This window comes from Xanthomonas sp. JL1 (assembly GCF_038405005.1).
This window is the reverse complement of record NZ_JBBYGR010000075.1, coordinates 19043-36057: the sequence shown is the minus strand read 5'-3', so window position 1 is coordinate 36057 and position 17015 is coordinate 19043. Positions and strand designations below refer to the sequence as shown.

Genomic DNA, 17015 nt, shown 5'->3' with positions numbered 1-17015 from the left:
TCGCCTGCATCCACAGGCGCAAAGACAGCTTGCTCGATTGCAACAGCGTGCCGGCACGCAAGGTGGTTTGATGCCGGCACCCCCGGCACTGGTAGTAGACCTGATCAGCGCGTCGAAAGCGCGAGCGCGCGCGGCCGTCGCACTGCGGGCAGCGAAATCCCTTCGGCCAGCGCCACCGATACAACGCCCGGTAACACTTGGCTTCGGTTCCGTAGCGATCCATGAACTCGCTCAGCGACAAGCCTGGCTGAAACTGCACGAGATTGATGCCCATCTCCCACCTCCGTTGCCTTGAGCTGGGGTCATTGTCCAACCGCAGCGTCGCAGATCCTGCAACTAGCGGCTGAGGGATGGGGCTAATCAGGTTCACTTTTAGTGAAAATTTAACCTCAGATGTCTTAAATAACAACGGCTCCCGCGTTGAACTTTCAGCATCCGAACGACTCCACCAATTCTCCCGATTCTATACTGATAAAAAAGAGGAGGATTTGACGGTTTTCGTCAAAGAAGGGAATTGGCAGTTTGATGAAGCGCTGGATGATGACTTGGAATTTGATGAGGAATCCTGATGAATGATCTTGCCCTATACAAAATTAAGAGCGGCGATTCACTTGATAGCATTGCAAGGCAACATGGGACTTCTGTAGAAGAAATATCCAAACTTAACAATATCAAGAATCCGAATATTATTCGCACAGGCCAACAGCTAAAAATGCCTAATAAAAAGGCATGGTCATTGGCAAGCCAGGAAACAAAACCTCAATCTCCCCCGCCAACTTCAGTTCAATTTGTTTTGCTGGATCGATTATTGAATGCAATTGGCGACTTAAACTATCAAATAATCCACAAAGAGACCGGAAGGAAGATAAATGGCAAGACCACAGAGTATGGTCTGACAGAGGTAATTACCGGAAATATAAATGACACGATCGAGTTGTGCGTCGCACGCGCAGGAGGAGGTTTCAAAAAGATATATGAGACCTATATTGCCGCCTCGCGAAAAATAGTTACTGCTCAAAGTCCGTCAATTAGATTCAAAGCCAAAACTGATAGGCATGATGGCGCATCAGAAGCTGGCGAAAAAATTGGCAGAGATAAGAATGGACACCCTCTGATTGTTATTGATAAACAGGATGTTGAGCTAGACTTTCTTGACCGCTACACTGGGGCGAAGCTTTCCGATCAAGATATCCAAGACGCAGCCAAAGAACTCAGATGCGAGCCGGGCCTGATTTTTGCTATCGCAACACAAGAGTCGTCTCAATCCTCATTTATTGATTTGGATGGGAATAAAATCCCTGCAATTCTTTATGAGCGACATTGGTTTAGAAAACTTACAAATCCTAGCAAGAAGCAGCCTAGTCCTTACGAAGCGACGCACCCCAATATTTGCGGCCCCGCGTACAAACGAGCCAAAAAAAATAAGAAAGGCGAGTATGTGGAAAAGAAGACGGGTAATATCGTTCAAGAAGATGACATATATGGCTCGCCCGGTATTCACCAATACAAGAGGCTGCTTATAGCCTACAAGCTAAACCAAGAGGCAGCATTGCAATCTTGCTCTTGGGGTAAATTTCAGATTATGGGGTTCAATTATAAGGTCGCTGGCTTTGCATCAGTTAAAGAATTTACCAAGGCCATGTCTTTGAGTGACGCGGAACACATGAAAGCATTTTTAAAATTTGCAAAATCAAACCCAACTCTTCTTGAGGGCCTTCAAAATAAAGACTACGAAAAGATTGCAGAAGGCCACAATGGTGGTAGCTGGAGACATATCAATCCAGATTATGCAACCAATATCGAGAAATATTACAATGACTACACGCGCACAAGCAAAAAATAGCGTAAGCATATCTGCCTTAGTAACAATGCTGCTGCATGCATCAATTTTACCGGCGTGCGCCCAGAATAATTACAAGGAGGATGGCTCTCTTTGCCTATCTTCAGAGAATACAGTTATATCATTTTCGACATCAAAAAAATCGAAGAAAGCTTCGGTATGTACTGGAACAAATGATCGCTATATCGTTTATCGTTTCGGTACGCGGAAAGATGTCGAAATGACTTTCCCGGCGCGGCAGGATAAAACCTCTTGGTCGAATTTTAAGTTTGACAGTTATACTCGTGGCGGAGGCGCGCAAAACGATGCGGAAGGACAGTACTCTCTAGATTTCGATAATGATGGGGTCAATTATTCTATATTTCAAGAATGGACCGTAACGCCAAAAAATTACAGCGTTGGAATATTGGTAGAAACCAATAATAAAAACTTATCAATCAAAGGAGAGCAGTCAACTCAGATTGGATCACTAAGCCGATTGGAAGGGAAAAATCAAATTTCTCCAAGTAACGATTAATCGGAGAGCTCAAGCGTTTGGATGGGTATATGGATGTATTCGCTGCACTATGCCCCTGAATCATGCCAGCAACTAAACAGTATAGAGGCTCTCCCGCGTGCCGTTGATTGCGAAAAAGCCATAAGCGGAACATAACTTAACAGGCTGCTGTGTCCGCTGCACTATGCGCTATCGCCTGACCATGGAGCCATGGACGGCGCTGCCGGCCCTGGGCCGCAATGCGGTGATCTTCCAGGACCTGGACACGCGTGCGATCTGCGAGCAGCTGTTTGCCGCCTATCCGCAGGCGCTGTTCCGCTTCGACGTGCAGCAGACCCTGCCCGCACGCGCGATCACCACCCAGTACCGCGAGAGCGACTGGGACTTCGCCACCCGCCTGCTGGCCGATGCCGGCCTGGCCTGGTGCGTGGAGCAGGCCGACGGCGAGCAGCAGGCCGCCCATACGCTGGTGGTCTTCGACCCGCAGGCACAGCGCCCGGACGTCGGGTCGACACCAATGCGCTGGTGTCCACCGACGATGCGGGCAACCGCAGCACCGACAACAGCGGCTTGCGCATCAAGACCAGCCTCGCCAAGGGCGGCCCGGTCAGTCTGATCACCTATCGCAACACCTGCCTGTACGGCGTCAGCAGCCCGTTGGTGATCAATCCGTTCTACGCCGCCGCAACCAGCGGCACCAAACCGACCTTCCGCCAGATCGTGGTCGATGGGCTCACAACCAGCAACGACGCTGGCGGCAAGGGCTGCATCCTGAAAGGCTTTGATGCGCAGACACCGCTGGATCTGGTATTGGCCAACGTGGCACAAAGCGATGCGTTGATCACTGCCAGCAATGCACAGATCGGGCTGAGCAACAGCGCCGTCACGCCGTCGGGGACCGGCGTCACCACCGGCACCGTGGAGGTCGGCGGCGCGGTGCCCACCTGCTCGGGTGCACCGCGCTTCCCCGCGCTGTGATCTCGCTGGCGCGGCCGCGACCGGCCGCGCCAGACCCGCGGGCGCCAGACCCGCGAACGTACGTTTTTCAACATGGCAGATGGGGCTGCGGCCCCACACATCACCACCGCCGCGCGCTGGAACGTTCCGCCCGCAGGCACCACCGAATCCCCAATCCCCCCATCCCGAATCCCCTGCCGCAAACGCGGCAGGCTTGACTTTGACTAAAGTCTTTGCGTTTCATGGTCTTATTGCCAGAAGTTCATCTGATGTCTGTTACCCTTGACCGATGATTCGACGCACTCTGACCTGCCTGCTCACCCTCGGCCTTGTCGCCTGCGCGACCCAGCCCAGCCCTCCGTCCCCGCCACCGGCCGCCAGCGCGCCGCCGGCCAAGCCAACGGTTGCGCCAGCCGCGCCCGCCAGTGCCGCTGCTGAAGCCCCCGCGCTTCCGCCGGTCGACCTGACCCCGGTGCCGTTCGAGATCGCCCGCGCCAACTTCGTGCGCGACACCGCCGCCAAGTACGGTATCGATGCCGCGCAGATCGAGGCGGTGCTGGCGCAGGCGCAGTTCAAGGACGCGATCGTCACTGCCATGTCGCGCCCGGCCGAACGGGTCAAGCCGTGGAACGAATACCGGCCGATGTTCATCACCCAGGCGCGCATCGACGGCGGCCGCAAGTTTCTCGCCGAACACCGCGCCGAGCTGAGCAAGGTGCAAGCGGACACCGGTGTACCGGCACAGATCATCGTCGCCATCATCGGGGTGGAAACCAGCTACGGCAGCAACGCCGGCAAATATCGCGTGCTGGATGCGCTGTACACGCTGGCGTTTCGTTACCCGCGCAGTGGCGACCCAGCCAAGCTCGAACGCGAAGTGCGCCGCGAACTGTTTTTCCGCGATGAACTCGCCCAGTTGTTCGCGCTGGGCAAGGAAGAGCAACTCGACGTCACCAGCTTGATCGGCAGCTATGCCGGCGCGATGGGCATGGGGCAATTCATGCCGTCCAGCTATCGCCAGTTCGGTGTCGACGGCGATGCCGACGGCAAGCGCAATCTGTTCACCGACTACAACGACATGTTCGCCTCGATCGCCAATTACTTTGTCAAGAAGGGCGGCTGGGTGCGCGACGGACAGGTCGCGGTACCGGCCACGCTGGCTGCCGGCCATGAAGAATTCAATCCTGCCGATTGGTCGCCGGTGTACACGCTGGCCGACTTGTCGGCGCGCGGGTATCACCCGAGCGCACCGGTGGTCGCGGGCAGCGCCGCCACCCCGATCAGCCTGGACGACGCCAACGGCAAGCAGTACTGGCTGGGCTTCCAGAACTTCTACGCACTCACCCGTTACAACATTTCCAAGATGTACGCGATGGCCGTGTTCCAGCTATCCGAGGCCATCGCCGGCAAGGAGTTACCCCCGGCATGAACAGCATTGCAGGCCCCAAGTGGCTGATTCCGATGGCACTGATGCTCAGCCTTGCGGCCTGCAGCAGCGCACCGAAGAAGACCGCCGGTAGCAACGGCAGCGGCGCGATCAAGGGCGTCAAGGTCGAAGGCAAGGGGCCGGCATATGTCGCCACCGGCTGCCCGTCTACCTCGCCGTATGCGCCAGCCAAGGAAGACCCGTCCACGCGCGGCGATTACACCGCTGGCGGCTTGTACAAGCCGGGTGTGAAAGACACCACGCCCGATGATGTGCCCAATGTGGCCTGCATTCCCGAACCGCTGGTCACCAACGAGCCGCGCTCGGCGGTGGGCAATCGCTCGCCGTACGAAGTGCTGGGCAAGCGCTATGTGGTGATGGACAACCCTGGCGACTATGTCGAACGCGGCACCGCCTCTTACTACGGCAATAAGTTCCATGGCAGGCTGACCTCCAACAAGGAGGTCTACGACATGTACGCCTTCACCGCCGCGCACAAGACCTTGCCGCTGCCCAGCTTCGCGCTGGTCACCAACACCGACACCGGCCAGTCGGTGGTGGTGCGCGTCAACGACCGCGGCCCGTTTCACGACGGCCGCGTGATCGATCTGAGCTACGCCGCGGCGGTGAAGTTGGGGATCACCGGCAAGGGCACCGGCAATGTTGAAGTGCGTGGCCTGACCGAAGCCGACAATGGCAATTTGCTCGCCAAGCGCCGCAGTGGCCAGGCACCTGTGACGACTGCCGTTGCCACGGCACGGCCGGCCGCCAGCGCCAGCCAGATCGATGGCCTGGTAGAGCGTTTGCCCACCCGTACCGTGCCGCCGCGTGCAGTCGCGACAGGTGCCGGCACCGCGGTCGCCACAACTGCCGCTGCACCCACTGCCGGTGCACCGGTCATTCCGGCGGGCGAGCGTTGGCGCTACCGCGTCGCCGATTCGCGCCAGCCTGGCAATGCCGACAACTTCGATGCCTGGATGAAGGCGCAAGGCGTGCGTGTGGCCACCGGCAAGCCAACCGCTGCGGTCCCGCGCCCGACGTCGTCGGCCCCTGCTGCCGTGCCCGCCGCGGCGACGCCGGTCGCAGTTGCGGCGCCGGTCAAGCCGTCTGAGAGCACGGCTTCGCGTCCGCTCAAGGCCGAACCAGTGCCCGCCAAGGCTCCCAGCGTGGCCGAAGCCGCACTCGGCGACATCCTGCTGCAGGTCGCCAGCTTCGCCAGCCGCGAAAATGCCAATCGCGCGCTGTCGCAATTGGCGTCGGCGGGAATTGCCGGTGCCAGCGTCAGCGACATCGTCAGCGGCGGGCGCACCCTGTGGCGCCTGCGCGTGAATGCACGCGACCACGCCAATGCCTCGGAGATCGCCCAGCGCATCGCCGGCCTCGGTTTCGGCCGCCCGCAGATCGTGGCCAATTAGTCGCGGGCGAGGCGGTCACTGCGTTAGGGAATGAAGCGCGAGCGCATTGGTCGTTTGCGCGCCAGCCGCCTAGGTCGTCTTGCTTAAGCGCAAACGCGCCGGTGATTGCGTCAGCCAATCAGGCACCAGCACATCAGTCGCGCGCTGGCTGCATTGGCTGCAATGGAACCGCTGGGGCAATCCAGATTGGTTGGCGGACACCGCGCATCTGCAGCGCGCCGGCCAAGGGCGGAATTGATACTCCCATCGTGCACATCGTTATCCACCGCGCCGTTTGCATCCAGCGAACCACTGAGCGCAACAGTGGCCCGTTCCAACGCGCTGCAGGCGACGTCCACGCCGTAGGTGGCGCCTCCCCGACAGTTCGCCTCAGGTGCCCAAGCTGCCGCCATCGCTGAACTGCGCAAGCGCGTGCAACCTGCGACGCGTCGCCCTGATCGCCATAGCGCCTTACAATTTCGCATTGCCCGGCTTTCGGGCCCGTCAGGAGTCGTTCTTCAATGAAATTCCGCTTCGCCGCCGCTGCCGTGGCCACGTTCGCCTTCGGCCTGGTCTGCGCCCAGACACCTGCGCCGCAGCCGATTCCCGCCGTGGCTGCCGCCCCGGCCGCCTTGCCGGTACCACCGGCACCCGCACCGGCCGTGTCCAAGTCCTGGATCCTGATGGACTACGCCACCGGGCAGGTGCTGGCTGGTGAGAACATCCACCAGCAGCTGGCCCCGGCCAGCATCACCAAGGTGATGACGTCCTACGTGGTCGCTGCCGAAATCAAGAACGGCAAGGTCAAGCGCGACGACCAGGTCATGATGAGCGAGCGCGCCTGGCGCGAGGGCGGTGCGGGCACCGACGGCAGCTACAGCGGCTTCCCGGTCAACCAGACGGCGCGTCTGGAAGACATGGAAAAAGGCATGGCGATCCAGTCCGGCAACGATGCCGCCATCGCACTGGCCGAGCATGTGGCCGGTAGCGAAGAAGCCTTCGCCTCGCTGATGAACACCTACGCCGCCAAGATCGGCATGAAGGATTCGTACTTCGTCAACGCGCACGGCTTGAGCGCCGAAGGGCACCACTCCAGCGCTTACGATCTGGCCATGCTGGGCCGCGCGATGGTGCGCGATTACCCGGACACCTACGCCTATAACAAGATCAAGGAATTCCAGGTCGGCAGCATCAAGCAGAGCAACCGTAACCGGCTGCTGTGGCGCGACCCGGCAGTGGACGGCATCAAGACCGGCCACACCTCCGAGGCCGGCTACTGCCTGCTGAGCTCGGCCAAGCGTGACGACCAGCGCCTGATCGCCGTAGTCATGGGCGACAGTTCCGAAGAACAGCGCGCCACCGATAGCCTGGCTCTGCTCAACTGGGGCTTCCGCTTCTTCGAAACCCACAGCTTGTACGCGCCCGGTAAGGTCGTGACCAAGCAGAAGGTCTGGAAGGGCCAGCAGGACGAAGTGCAACTCGGCGTCGCACAGCCGCTGCTGGTCAGCCTGCAGCGCGGCCGTTACAACGACCTCAAGCCCAGCATGGAAGTGCCCAAGAACCTGCAGGCACCGATCAAGCAGGGCCAGCAAGTCGGCACCGTGAAGGTCAGCCTGGACGGCAAGGTCATCGCCCAGGCCCCGCTGGTCGCCATCAACGCGGTCGAAGAGGGCGGATTCTTCAAGCGCCTCTGGGATGCGTTCTGGATGTGGTGGAAGTCGGAGTAATTCAAACAAAAAAGCCGGCTTTCGTCGGCTTTTTTGTTTGCGGGATTGGGGATTGGGCATTTGGGATTCGCAAAAGCGAGGGCAGCGGCGAAGCCCCGCGCTGCTTTTACGAATCCCAAGTCCCAAGTCCCGGCAAGCACGATCAAACATCTAGGCTGGCAAGCGAACAAAACGCATCGCTGGCCCGCTCTTACGACTCCCCAATCCCAGCCCTCAAAGCATCCGACTGATCGTGAAACTGCCATACACCGGCGTCTCGCGCTGGGTGTCGAATTCGCGGATGCGGTGGTAGCGGCCAATGGCGATCTGCGCGCGCGTTCCAACATGGGCAAGGGGCAGATCCGCGCTGCCGATTATGTGATGACGCCGAACCGCATTTCGCAGAACCACAATGCCGGCGGCAGCGCCATTGCCGGCATGCTGGGTGGCCTGGTGGGCGGCAATGCCGGCAACCTGGTCGGTGGTCTCAACCTCAGCAAGCTGACTGCCGACGTGGTGCTGACCATCACCGATGTGCGTTCTTCCGAACAGGTCGCCATGGCTGAAGGCAATGCCAAGAAGACCGATCTGGGCTGGGGCGCGCGTGGCAACGTCTTCAGCGGCGGCGACTACGGCGAGGCCGGTGCTGGGGGTTACGCCAATACCGAGATCGGCCAGGTGATCACGCTGGCATATCTGCAGGCTTACACCGACATCGTCAGCCAGCTCGGCGGGCTGTCCGGCAATGCGGCGGCGTCGAACACGCAGCAGGCGGTCACGGTCACGCGTGCAGGGCGTCTGTTGGGCAATGCCAAGGGCACCGGCGCAGCTGTGCGCACGCTGGAGCCGGGCATGATGCTGTACCCCACCGGCACCAAGGAAGGCGTCATGTGGGAAGTGGAAGACGAGATGGGCAACCGCGGCTGGGTCTCCTCGGCCATGCTGGAACTGTCCAAGTGAGCCGTTGGAGAGATCTGCGCCAGGCGTGATCGCACTGACGTGAAGCAGCGGGGCCAAGTGGTTCCGCTGTCCCATCCCGCGCATGGTGGGCTTGGGTTTGCCCATCTCCGGCCCGATAATGAGCGGATGGACATCAGCACCGACAACCCCGATCACGGCTTCCAGTTTCCCGGCACCTTCGAGCTCAGCGCCATGGGCGCTGCCGAGCGCGGGCTGGAAACCGAACTTCCGCGTCTGCTCGCCGCCACCGGCGTGGAGCTGCTGCAGGAAAGCGTCAGCTGGAAGCATTCGTCCAGCGGCAAATATGTCTCGGTCAAGATCGGCTTCCGCGCCGAGAGCCGCGAGCAGTTCGATGCCGCGCATCAGGCACTGCGCGACCATCCGGAAGTGAAGTGGACGCTGTAGCGGTCGAGCCCGTGAGGAGCTCTGCGGTCGGCCTGCCTGCGCAGTTGCGCGATCTTGGTCATCAGAGCTACGGCCCGGTGTGGCGTGCAATGCAGCGTTTCACCGATGCGCGCGATGAGCGCACCGCCGACGAGGTCTGGGTCGTCGAGCATGCGCCGGTGTTTACGCTGGGCCAGGCCGGCAAACCCGAGCACGTGCTGGCGCCCGGCGATATTCCGGTGCTGCAGGTTGATCGTGGCGGGCAAGTCACGTATCACGGCCCTGGCCAATTGGTCGTTTACCCGCTGCTGGATCTGCGTCGGCTCAAGATCGGTGTGCGCGATTACGTGTGCAAGATCGAGCAGGCACTGATCGGCATGCTGGACGAATGGAACATCGTGGCCGAGCGTCGCGACGGTGCCCCCGGCGTTTATGTAGGTGGGGCCAAGATCGCTGCGCTCGGCATCCGCGTGCGGCGTGGCTGCACTTTCCACGGGTTGTCGTTGAACGTGGACATGGATCTGGAGCCGTTTCACCGCATCAATCCCTGTGGCTACCAGGGCCTGCAGGTGACCTCGGTGCTAGACTTGGGCGGCCCCTCCGGGATGGACGCCGTCAAGGCGGTGCTGCTTGAGCAACTGGCGCGCCAGTTCGGCCTCGTGCTGCAGCCCGCTTCCGCATTGCCCGACCTTTCGCTTCCGGCCTGAGCGCCCGTACCGTCATGACCCAGCCTACCGCCCGTTCCATCCCCTTGCAGGTCGTCTCCGGCGACACCGCCGCGCCTGCGCCGTTGCAGACCGGCGTCAAGCAGATCGGTGGCGACAAGATCCATCGCTCGCCAGTGCAGTTCGTCGATGCGCCGGTATTGCGCAAGCCGTCGTGGATCCGCGTGCGGATTCCGTCCGGCAATGCCGTGCAGAACCTCAAGGCCAAGCTGCGCGAAAATCGCTTGGTCACCGTCTGCGAAGAAGCCAGTTGCCCGAACATCCACGAGTGCTTCAGCCACGGCACCGCGACCTTCATGATCTTGGGCGAGGTGTGCACACGGCGCTGCTCGTTCTGCGATGTGGCGCATGGCCGGCCGAAGCCGCCTGACGCAAACGAGCCGGCCAGCCTGGCCATCACCGTGGCCGACATGGGCCTGAAATACGTGGTGGTGACCAGCGTGGACCGCGATGATCTGCGCGACGGTGGCGCGCAACATTTCGTCGACTGCATCTCGGCGATCCGGACCAGTTCGCCGAATACCCGCATCGAAATTCTGACGCCGGATTTCCGTGGCAAGGGCCGCATGGACCGCGCGCTGGACATCCTGGCGCTGAGCCCGCCGGACGTGTTCAACCACAACATCGAAACCGTGCCGGATCTGTACCCGAACGTGCGCCCCGGCGCGGATTACCAGTGGTCGCTGACGCTGCTGCAGCGCTTCAAGGCGCAGCATCCGTCAATTGCTACCAAGTCCGGCATCATGCTCGGCCTGGGCGAAACGATGGAGCAGGTGCAGGCCACCTTGCGCGATCTGCGCGCGCACGATGTGGATATGATCACCATCGGCCAGTATCTGCAGCCGACGCCGCACCATCACCCGGTGATGCGTTACTGGACGCCGGAGGAATACAAGGCGCTGGAGGAGTACGGCAATGCGCTGGGCTTCAGTCATGTCGCCTCCGGCCCGATGGTGCGTTCGTCGTATCACGCCGACCGCCAGGCCGCTGGCGCTGGTGTTGCTGCCTGAGTGAGTGTCGATTCCAACGGAAATTTTTACTGCACAACGATCTATTGGACTCAGGACATCGCTACTCGCGATCAAGTGGCGCGCAAAAGCATCCAGTTCATCGGCAAGCTCGGCGCGGCCATCTCGAATCACTGGTCGACGACCATCTGAGATTTACCAGACGCTGCAAGCCATAGCGAAGCAGAATAAAGGTTTGGGTTGCCTGGGTTATCCGGGACGCCGCCGAGAAGTACATCGCTGCCCAATGGCCGCTGCCGGAGACGAAATGATGACCTTAGACGCCGCCGCAAACGTAGCTCCACTACTGACAGAGCCACTGCCTTCGCTTGCCGAACTGCCTTCACCTTCGTATCTGCGAGCGGTTCTGCGAACACAAAGCAAGGCGACTGCTGAGCGCTCACAGCTCGCGTTTGCTGAAGCCATCACGGCACACGCCGTCATAGCCTATTGGGAGCAGCTTGGCTCAGGACTGGCCGTGCAGCCCCCCCCGAACGCGGCGCGCGACCTTCCTGAAGCTGGTCGCCGCGCCGCAAGCCAGTTTGGGCAAGCTATTGCGCGCCTGTCTGTCGAAGACGCTGCATCTAACCTCGGGCTACTCTACACCGCGCTCCTCCCCAGTGAGTGGCGTTCGGAGCGGGGCGTTTTTTACACCCCGCCAGCATTGGCCGAGCGGTTGCTCGACCAAGCAGAGGCGGCAGGCCTAGATTGGTCGCGTGCCCATGTGCTCGACCCAGCAGCCGGAGCAGGCGCGTTCCTTGTGCCTGCGGCCCGGCGACTACTGAAGTCCATCGTGGACTGTTCGCCAGCAGTAGCTATGCACAATCTCTCTGCCAGGCTGCGCGGCTTTGAGCTTGATCCCTTTGCGGCCTGGATGGCCCAGGTGTTCGTCGAAGCAGCAGCGCTGCCACTCATCGTGGCTTGCGGCCGGAGACCGTCCGCTGTTGTGACCGTATGCGATAGCCTCTCCATCACAAAGATAAACGGCTTCGACTTGGTTGTCGGCAATCCGCCGTTTGGCAGGCTGAAGCTGGCCGCTGAAAGGCGCGAATACTTTTCGCGAAGCCTCTACGGTCACGCTAACCTATACGGCCTGTTCATGGATCTGGCCGTGCGGCTGGCAAAGCCCGATGGCCTAGTGTCATTCCTGACGCCATCGAGCTTCCTTGCCGGGGAGTACTTCAAGAATTTGCGCGCCGTCTTGCACAAGGAAGCTCCCCCGGTCTCGCTGGACTTCGTGACGGCACGCAAGGGTGTGTTCGACGATGTGCTGCAGGAAACAGTCCTAGCCACCTATCGCAAAGGAGCAAAGCGCGCCCGCGCTGTTGTGTCCTTCATCGAAGCGCAGCCTGGCGTGCCGGTCAAAGCTGAGCCCGCTGGCGACTTCACCTTACCGCGGAAAGCAACGGCCCCGTGGTTCCTGCCCCGGCACACCGATGAAGCAGAGCTTGCGAAGAGGCTGCGCGCCATGTCGGCGCGCCTGGCAGATTGGGGCTACAAAGTAAGCACAGGCCCCCTCGTGTGGAACCGATTCAAGCCGCAACTGTGCGACCACGAAGAAGCTGGCACCGTGCCTCTCGTATGGGCTGAAAGCGTGACCAGCGATGGTCGTTTCGTTCCCCGAGCAGAAAAGCGGAACCACAAGCCGTTTCTACGCCTTCAGCCTGGTAACGATTGGCTGGTCGTTCGCAAGCCCTGCGTTCTGCTCCAGCGGACAACAGCGAAAGAGCAAGCTCGCCGGCTCATCGCTGCAGAGATGCCGGCATCGTTCATCAAGCGGCACGCCGGCGTCACGATTGAGAACCACCTCAATATGATGATTCCGACCGTGGAAAATCCAGCGGTGTCGCCTGCGTTGCTTGCGGCGTTTCTCAACAGCGAGGCCGCCGATCGGGCCTTCCGTTGCCTGAGCGGTAGCGTCGCGGTTTCTGCATACGAGCTTGAGAATTTGCCCCTCCCCACAGCAAGCGACCTGAAGAAATTGGTTGGCAGCAAAGTCACGCGCGCGAGTGTCGAGAAGGCCTGCGCCAATCTGTATGCGACAGAAGGTGAAGCGTGAGCTTGCCTCCCTACGTCGACCGGCTAACCATTCACCAGCGTCTGCCCCTCATCTTTCAGGACGGCACTCCCAATCGCAACTATTGCATTCGGGAAATGGCCGCCTCGGCGGTGTTTGTGATGCTATACATCGGGGCAGTCGAAGGCACTGACCGATGGCTTGCGCCGAAACATGTGATGCGTATGACGGTCGAGCAAGCACTGCTGAGTGACGATGCAGTGCGAGAAGCCTACGGCTTCGGAGCCATGAAGCCGGGGTTTCGAGTAGCTGGGCAACGTTGGTACGAGGAAAACAGTCGCGAGCCCCTTCGCGACGAGACTTTGCGCCAAGGATTTATCACGAATAACGCTGTGGTAGAGCGGGCAGGGTTGCCAACAACCTCTGGCCTGCCGCGCTATGCGCTCAAGACTGACTTCGCAGCGTTATTTGACCCTGCACTTGCTGGAGACGACCTGGCCGCATCCATCACTGCTTGGCAGGAAGCTCACCTTTCAGCATCGGCGATGGCGCGCGTCGCACTTGTGCGGCGTGGTGCTGTGACAACAGGTGATGATGTAATAGTGACCTTTCCAAACCGCGAAACGCGCCGGATGGCACCCGGCCCGAGCTCAGTCATCTCGAAAGGGGTCATTGAAGAATTTGCCGCTCGCTTCCTCACGCAGCCAGCCGTTTTATGGGTGAGCGAGAGCGGCGCGAAAGTCGTCGCTAGAGACGATGAACTTGCCAAGTCTCTGAACTTAAAAATTACAGCCGACCGCAACTTGCCAGACATCATCCTTGTAGACCTAGGCGGTGGTGGCGCACCGGGCTTCCTTCTGGTGTTCATCGAAGTTGTCGCGACCGATGGGCCAATCACGATGCAACGGCAAGAAGCCTTCATGCAGATTGCAGCCGATGCCGGTTTCAAGCCGGACACGGTAGCCTTCGTGACGGCCTATCTAGACCGCTCCAACGCGGCTTTCAAAAAGACAATAGCCGAGCTCGCTTGGCACTCCTTCGCTTGGTTTGCTTCCGAGCCCGAGCACATCATCGCCTTGCACAACGGAGCGACCTCGCCGCTTCCGTTGAGCACGTTGATGCACGGCGTTTAACAACCTATTTATTTCTGCCCACCCTCGTCCATCACGCGAGTAGCGATGTACTGAATCCAATAGATCGTTGTGCAATAAAAATTACCGTTGGAATTGACAGTGAGTGGCAGGCGGTCGGATGATCGCTGAGGCGAGTGCGCGATCGGCGGTCGGATCCGCACTGCGTTGCGGCGCTGCTCGTTGGCACGCCGGAGCAGCCGTTCCTGCGTGCTGTCGGTAGACGAGCCGTCGATCCCCCGCCATTTTTCGGCGGGCGGTCACACCAGGCAATTCCAGTCGAACAAAACCCCTTCCGGTCCTGCGCGCTGCGCGGGGCCGAATCGTTTCTGACCCATGCGGCGCGCAGCTGCGGGGTACGGTCTCGTTCACAATCCGCTACGGGCCCGGCGCTAGGCTGATTCGGTCAGTGGATGACAACGCCAGCAACTTTCGGCACTGTCATGCTGTCTGATCCGTTTACCGCCTTCCTTTCATCGGCCCTGTGCCGAGAGCCATTCGATGACCTACAACGTTCCTGTGTCCATGAAGGCCGGCCTGCTGGCGCTGGTGTTGACCACTCCGATGGCCTTGCTCGCGCGCGCCGATACCGCGTTGCCTGCCGCCGCCACGCCCGACCAGGCGACGGCCACCAAACTCGTCTACGGCCTGCTCTCCGACAGCCGCTATGCCTATCGGCCGCGCGTGCTGGATGAGGCGATGTCCAAGGACGTGTTCAAGCGCTATCTGGAAACGCTGGACGGCGGCAAGCAGTTCTTTACTCAGGCCGATATCGACAGCTTTGCTCCGCTGCAGGCCGGCGTTGGCGATGCACTGCGCGGTGGCAATCTGGAGCCGGCCTTCCAGGTGTTCTCGCTCTACAAGAAGCGTGTCGATCAACGCGTCAAATACGCGCTCGATTTGCTCAAGCAGGACTTCGATTTCAGCGGCAACGACAAGTTCGAGTACGACCGTAAGGACGTGCCATGGGCTGCAGACGACAAGCAGCTGGATGTGCTGTGGCGCCAGTCGGTCATGAACGACTGGTTGCGCCTGAAGCTGGCCGGCAAGAAGCCCGACGACATCCGCAAGACGCTGGATAAGCGCTACGTGGCGCTGGCCGATTCGGTCAAGCAGCTCAAGGGCGAAGACGTGTTCCAGTTCTTCGTCAACGCTTACACCAATGCCGTCGACCCGCACACCGATTACTTCACGCCGCGTACTGCCGAGACGTTCAATCAGCAGATGTCGCTGTCGCTGGAAGGCATCGGTGCGCAGCTGCAGAAGCAGGACGACATGGTGGTGATCCGCGAGGTGATCCCGGGCGGTCCGGCGGCGGTGGATGGCACGCTCAAGCCGGGCGATCGCATCGTCGGCGTGGGCCAGACCAAGACTGGCGCGATCGAAGATGTGATCGGCTGGCGCATCGACGACGTGGTGGCCAAGATCCGCGGCAGCAAGGACACCCAGGTGCGCCTGGAATACATTCCGGCTGAATCGGGCATCGATGGCAAGCACCGCACCGTAACCCTGACCCGCCAGAAGGTACGTCTGGCCGAACAGGCCGCAAAGGGCGAAACCATCACCTTGCCGGCCACGGGCACCGAGCCGCAGCGTCGCATCGGCATCATCAAGCTGCCGGGCTTCTACCAGGATTTCGAAGGCCGTCGTCGCAATGCGACCGACTACGCCTCGGCGACCCGCGATGTCGCCAAGCTGCTGGCCGGTTTCAAGACCGACAAGGTCGACGGCGTGGTGCTGGACTTGCGCAACAACGGCGGCGGCTCGCTGGATGAGGCAATCGAACTCACCGGCCTGTTCATCGAGCAGGGTCCGGTGGTGCAGGTGCGTGAATCCGGCGGGCGCGTCACCGTCAATGGCGACAGCGACCCCAAGGTCGCCTGGGACGGGCCGTTGGGGGTGTTGATCAACCGCGGCTCGGCATCGGCATCGGAAATCTTTGCCGGTGCGATCCAGGATTACGGTCGTGGTCTGGTGATCGGCGAAACCAGCTTCGGTAAGGGCACCGTGCAGAACATCGTCGACCTGGATCGCTGGCCGGCTGCCGAGGGGCAGCGCTACGGGCAGGTTAAGCTGACCATCGCGCAGTTCTTCCGCGTCAGCGGTTCCAGCACCCAGCACAAGGGTGTCGTGCCGGATATCGTCTTCCCGGCCAGCGTAGATGCCACCGAATTCGGCGAGAGCACCTACGACAACGCGCTGCCATGGACGCGCATCGCTGCCGCGCCGCACACCCAGTACGGCAACTTTGCGCCGCTGCTGCCCAAGCTGCAGGCCCTGCACACCGCACGCATCGCCACCGACAAGGAATTCCAGTGGTGGGAAGAAGACGTCAAGCAGTTTCGCGATGAAAAAGCCAAGAAGTACATTTCGTTGAATGAAGCCGAGCGCGTCGCCGAACGTCAGAAGCAGGATCAGCAGCGCAAGGATCGCCAGCAGATCCGTAAGCAACTCGGGTTGCCGTTGGACCCGCTTGCCGAAGACAGCGACGACGGCTTGACCGGTAACGAGCGCGACATCGTCAAGGACACCGCACGCGAGAAGGCTGCCGAAAAGCGTCCGGATCCATTGCTGCATGAATCGGCTGCGATCCTGGCCGACGCGCTGGGCTTGCTGTCGCAGGACAAGCCGTTGTCGGCCCAGGTGCTGCCGAAGTCGACCGCGCCGGGGCGTTGGGCGGATTGATGCCTGCGGTTCGTTGAAGCTGACAGTGTTTGAAAACGAAAATGCCACCGCACTGCGGTGGCATTTTCGTTGGCGGCATGTCGTTGTGAGAGCGATATGCGCTGCGTAGTGATTGCGTAGCGTCGTTGCAAACACGATCTGCGCTGGTGGAGGGTTAGCTCATGCTCGACCTGCGCTCACTCCAGGCTGCTATCGCCACCACGGTGACACCGCGCTAGCACGCGTCAGTAGTGCAATAGCGGCATCTGCCGGCAAGCATCAGCAACGCAAACACCTGCATGCGTCGGC

Annotated in this window: 14 protein-coding genes and 3 pseudogenes; 15 read left to right on the top strand and 2 right to left on the bottom strand. The window is 60.5% G+C overall.

What is annotated here, in order from left to right; all coding sequences use genetic code 11:
- Nucleotides 1-274 (bottom strand): transposase (locus WJW29_RS17000; protein ID WP_146762055.1); only part of this gene is annotated, 274 nt, incomplete at its 3' end.
- A 294-nt stretch (nt 275-568) separates the two neighbouring features.
- Between WJW29_RS17000 and WJW29_RS16995 the strand changes: the two genes are divergently transcribed.
- The 7 genes and pseudogenes from WJW29_RS16995 to WJW29_RS16965 all read left to right on the top strand — a co-directional run bounded on the left by WJW29_RS16995 (nt 569) and on the right by WJW29_RS16965 (nt 7840).
- On the top strand, nt 569-1843 hold the full coding sequence (locus WJW29_RS16995; RefSeq protein WP_011409455.1) for an N-acetylmuramidase domain-containing protein: 1275 nt from the start codon (nt 569-571) through the stop codon (nt 1841-1843).
- A complete protein-coding gene (locus WJW29_RS16990; RefSeq protein WP_125168765.1) occupies nt 1815-2357 on the top strand; it encodes a hypothetical protein in 543 nt (180 codons plus the stop codon). The genes WJW29_RS16995 and WJW29_RS16990 overlap by 29 nt, the downstream gene beginning before the upstream one ends.
- Before the next feature lie 163 nt (nt 2358-2520).
- Nucleotides 2521-2952, top strand: a complete 432-nt coding sequence (locus tag WJW29_RS16985; RefSeq protein ID WP_012444104.1) for a phage late control D family protein — start codon at nt 2521-2523, stop codon at nt 2950-2952.
- Nucleotides 2844-3314 (top strand): annotated as a pseudogene (locus tag WJW29_RS16980) (glycosyl hydrolase family 28 protein); the annotation flags it as partial. The gene WJW29_RS16985 and the pseudogene WJW29_RS16980, both read left to right, overlap by 109 nt.
- A 268-nt stretch (nt 3315-3582) precedes the next feature.
- Nucleotides 3583-4722 carry a lytic murein transglycosylase B gene (gene mltB / locus WJW29_RS16975; protein WP_011260336.1) on the top strand — a complete coding sequence of 380 codons (1140 nt, stop codon included), beginning with the start codon at nt 3583-3585 and terminating at the stop codon, nt 4720-4722.
- On the top strand, nt 4719-6134 hold the full coding sequence (locus WJW29_RS16970; RefSeq protein ID WP_011260335.1) for a septal ring lytic transglycosylase RlpA family protein: 1416 nt from the start codon (nt 4719-4721) through the stop codon (nt 6132-6134). The genes mltB and WJW29_RS16970 overlap by 4 nt, the downstream gene beginning before the upstream one ends.
- 500 nt (nt 6135-6634) lie before the next feature.
- A complete protein-coding gene (locus tag WJW29_RS16965; protein WP_011260334.1) occupies nt 6635-7840 on the top strand; it encodes a D-alanyl-D-alanine carboxypeptidase family protein in 1206 nt (401 codons plus the stop codon).
- 213 nt (nt 7841-8053) lie between these two features.
- On the opposite strand, the pseudogene WJW29_RS16960 reads toward WJW29_RS16965, so the two are convergent.
- Nucleotides 8054-8173: pseudogene (locus WJW29_RS16960) on the bottom strand (DUF2219 domain-containing protein); the annotation flags it as partial.
- Here WJW29_RS16960 and WJW29_RS16955 point away from each other — a divergent pair.
- From WJW29_RS16955 to WJW29_RS16920, 8 genes and pseudogenes are all read left to right on the top strand, one after another.
- Nucleotides 8129-8779, top strand: a pseudogene (locus WJW29_RS16955) (peptidoglycan-binding protein); the annotation flags it as partial. The pseudogenes WJW29_RS16960 and WJW29_RS16955 sit on opposite strands and share 45 nt — an antisense overlap.
- Nucleotides 8780-8905: 126 nt before the next feature.
- Nucleotides 8906-9184, top strand: coding sequence for a YbeD family protein (locus tag WJW29_RS16950; protein ID WP_011409453.1), 279 nt, complete (start codon nt 8906-8908; stop codon nt 9182-9184).
- Nucleotides 9172-9870, top strand: coding sequence for a lipoyl(octanoyl) transferase LipB (gene lipB, locus WJW29_RS16945; protein WP_011260332.1), 699 nt, complete (start codon nt 9172-9174; stop codon nt 9868-9870). The genes WJW29_RS16950 and lipB overlap by 13 nt, the downstream gene beginning before the upstream one ends.
- Nucleotides 9871-9884: 14 nt before the next feature.
- Nucleotides 9885-10898 carry a lipoyl synthase gene (lipA, locus tag WJW29_RS16940; RefSeq protein ID WP_011260331.1) on the top strand — a complete coding sequence of 338 codons (1014 nt, stop codon included), beginning with the start codon at nt 9885-9887 and terminating at the stop codon, nt 10896-10898.
- Complete coding sequence (locus WJW29_RS16935) at nt 10899-11048, top strand: hypothetical protein (protein ID WP_155296183.1); 150 nt, start codon at nt 10899-10901, stop codon at nt 11046-11048.
- 94 nt (nt 11049-11142) lie between these two features.
- Nucleotides 11143-12954 (top strand): Eco57I restriction-modification methylase domain-containing protein, encoded by a 1812-nt coding sequence (locus WJW29_RS16930; RefSeq protein ID WP_041182275.1) that lies wholly within the window; start codon nt 11143-11145, stop codon nt 12952-12954.
- A complete protein-coding gene (locus tag WJW29_RS16925; protein WP_011260329.1) occupies nt 12951-14045 on the top strand; it encodes a BsuBI/PstI family type II restriction endonuclease in 1095 nt (364 codons plus the stop codon). Before WJW29_RS16930 ends, WJW29_RS16925 begins: the two co-directional genes overlap by 4 nt.
- Before the next feature lie 522 nt (nt 14046-14567).
- Nucleotides 14568-16727 carry a carboxy terminal-processing peptidase gene (locus WJW29_RS16920; RefSeq protein WP_171970776.1) on the top strand — a complete coding sequence of 720 codons (2160 nt, stop codon included), beginning with the start codon at nt 14568-14570 and terminating at the stop codon, nt 16725-16727.
- The last annotated feature ends 288 nt before the right edge of the window (nt 16728-17015 follow it).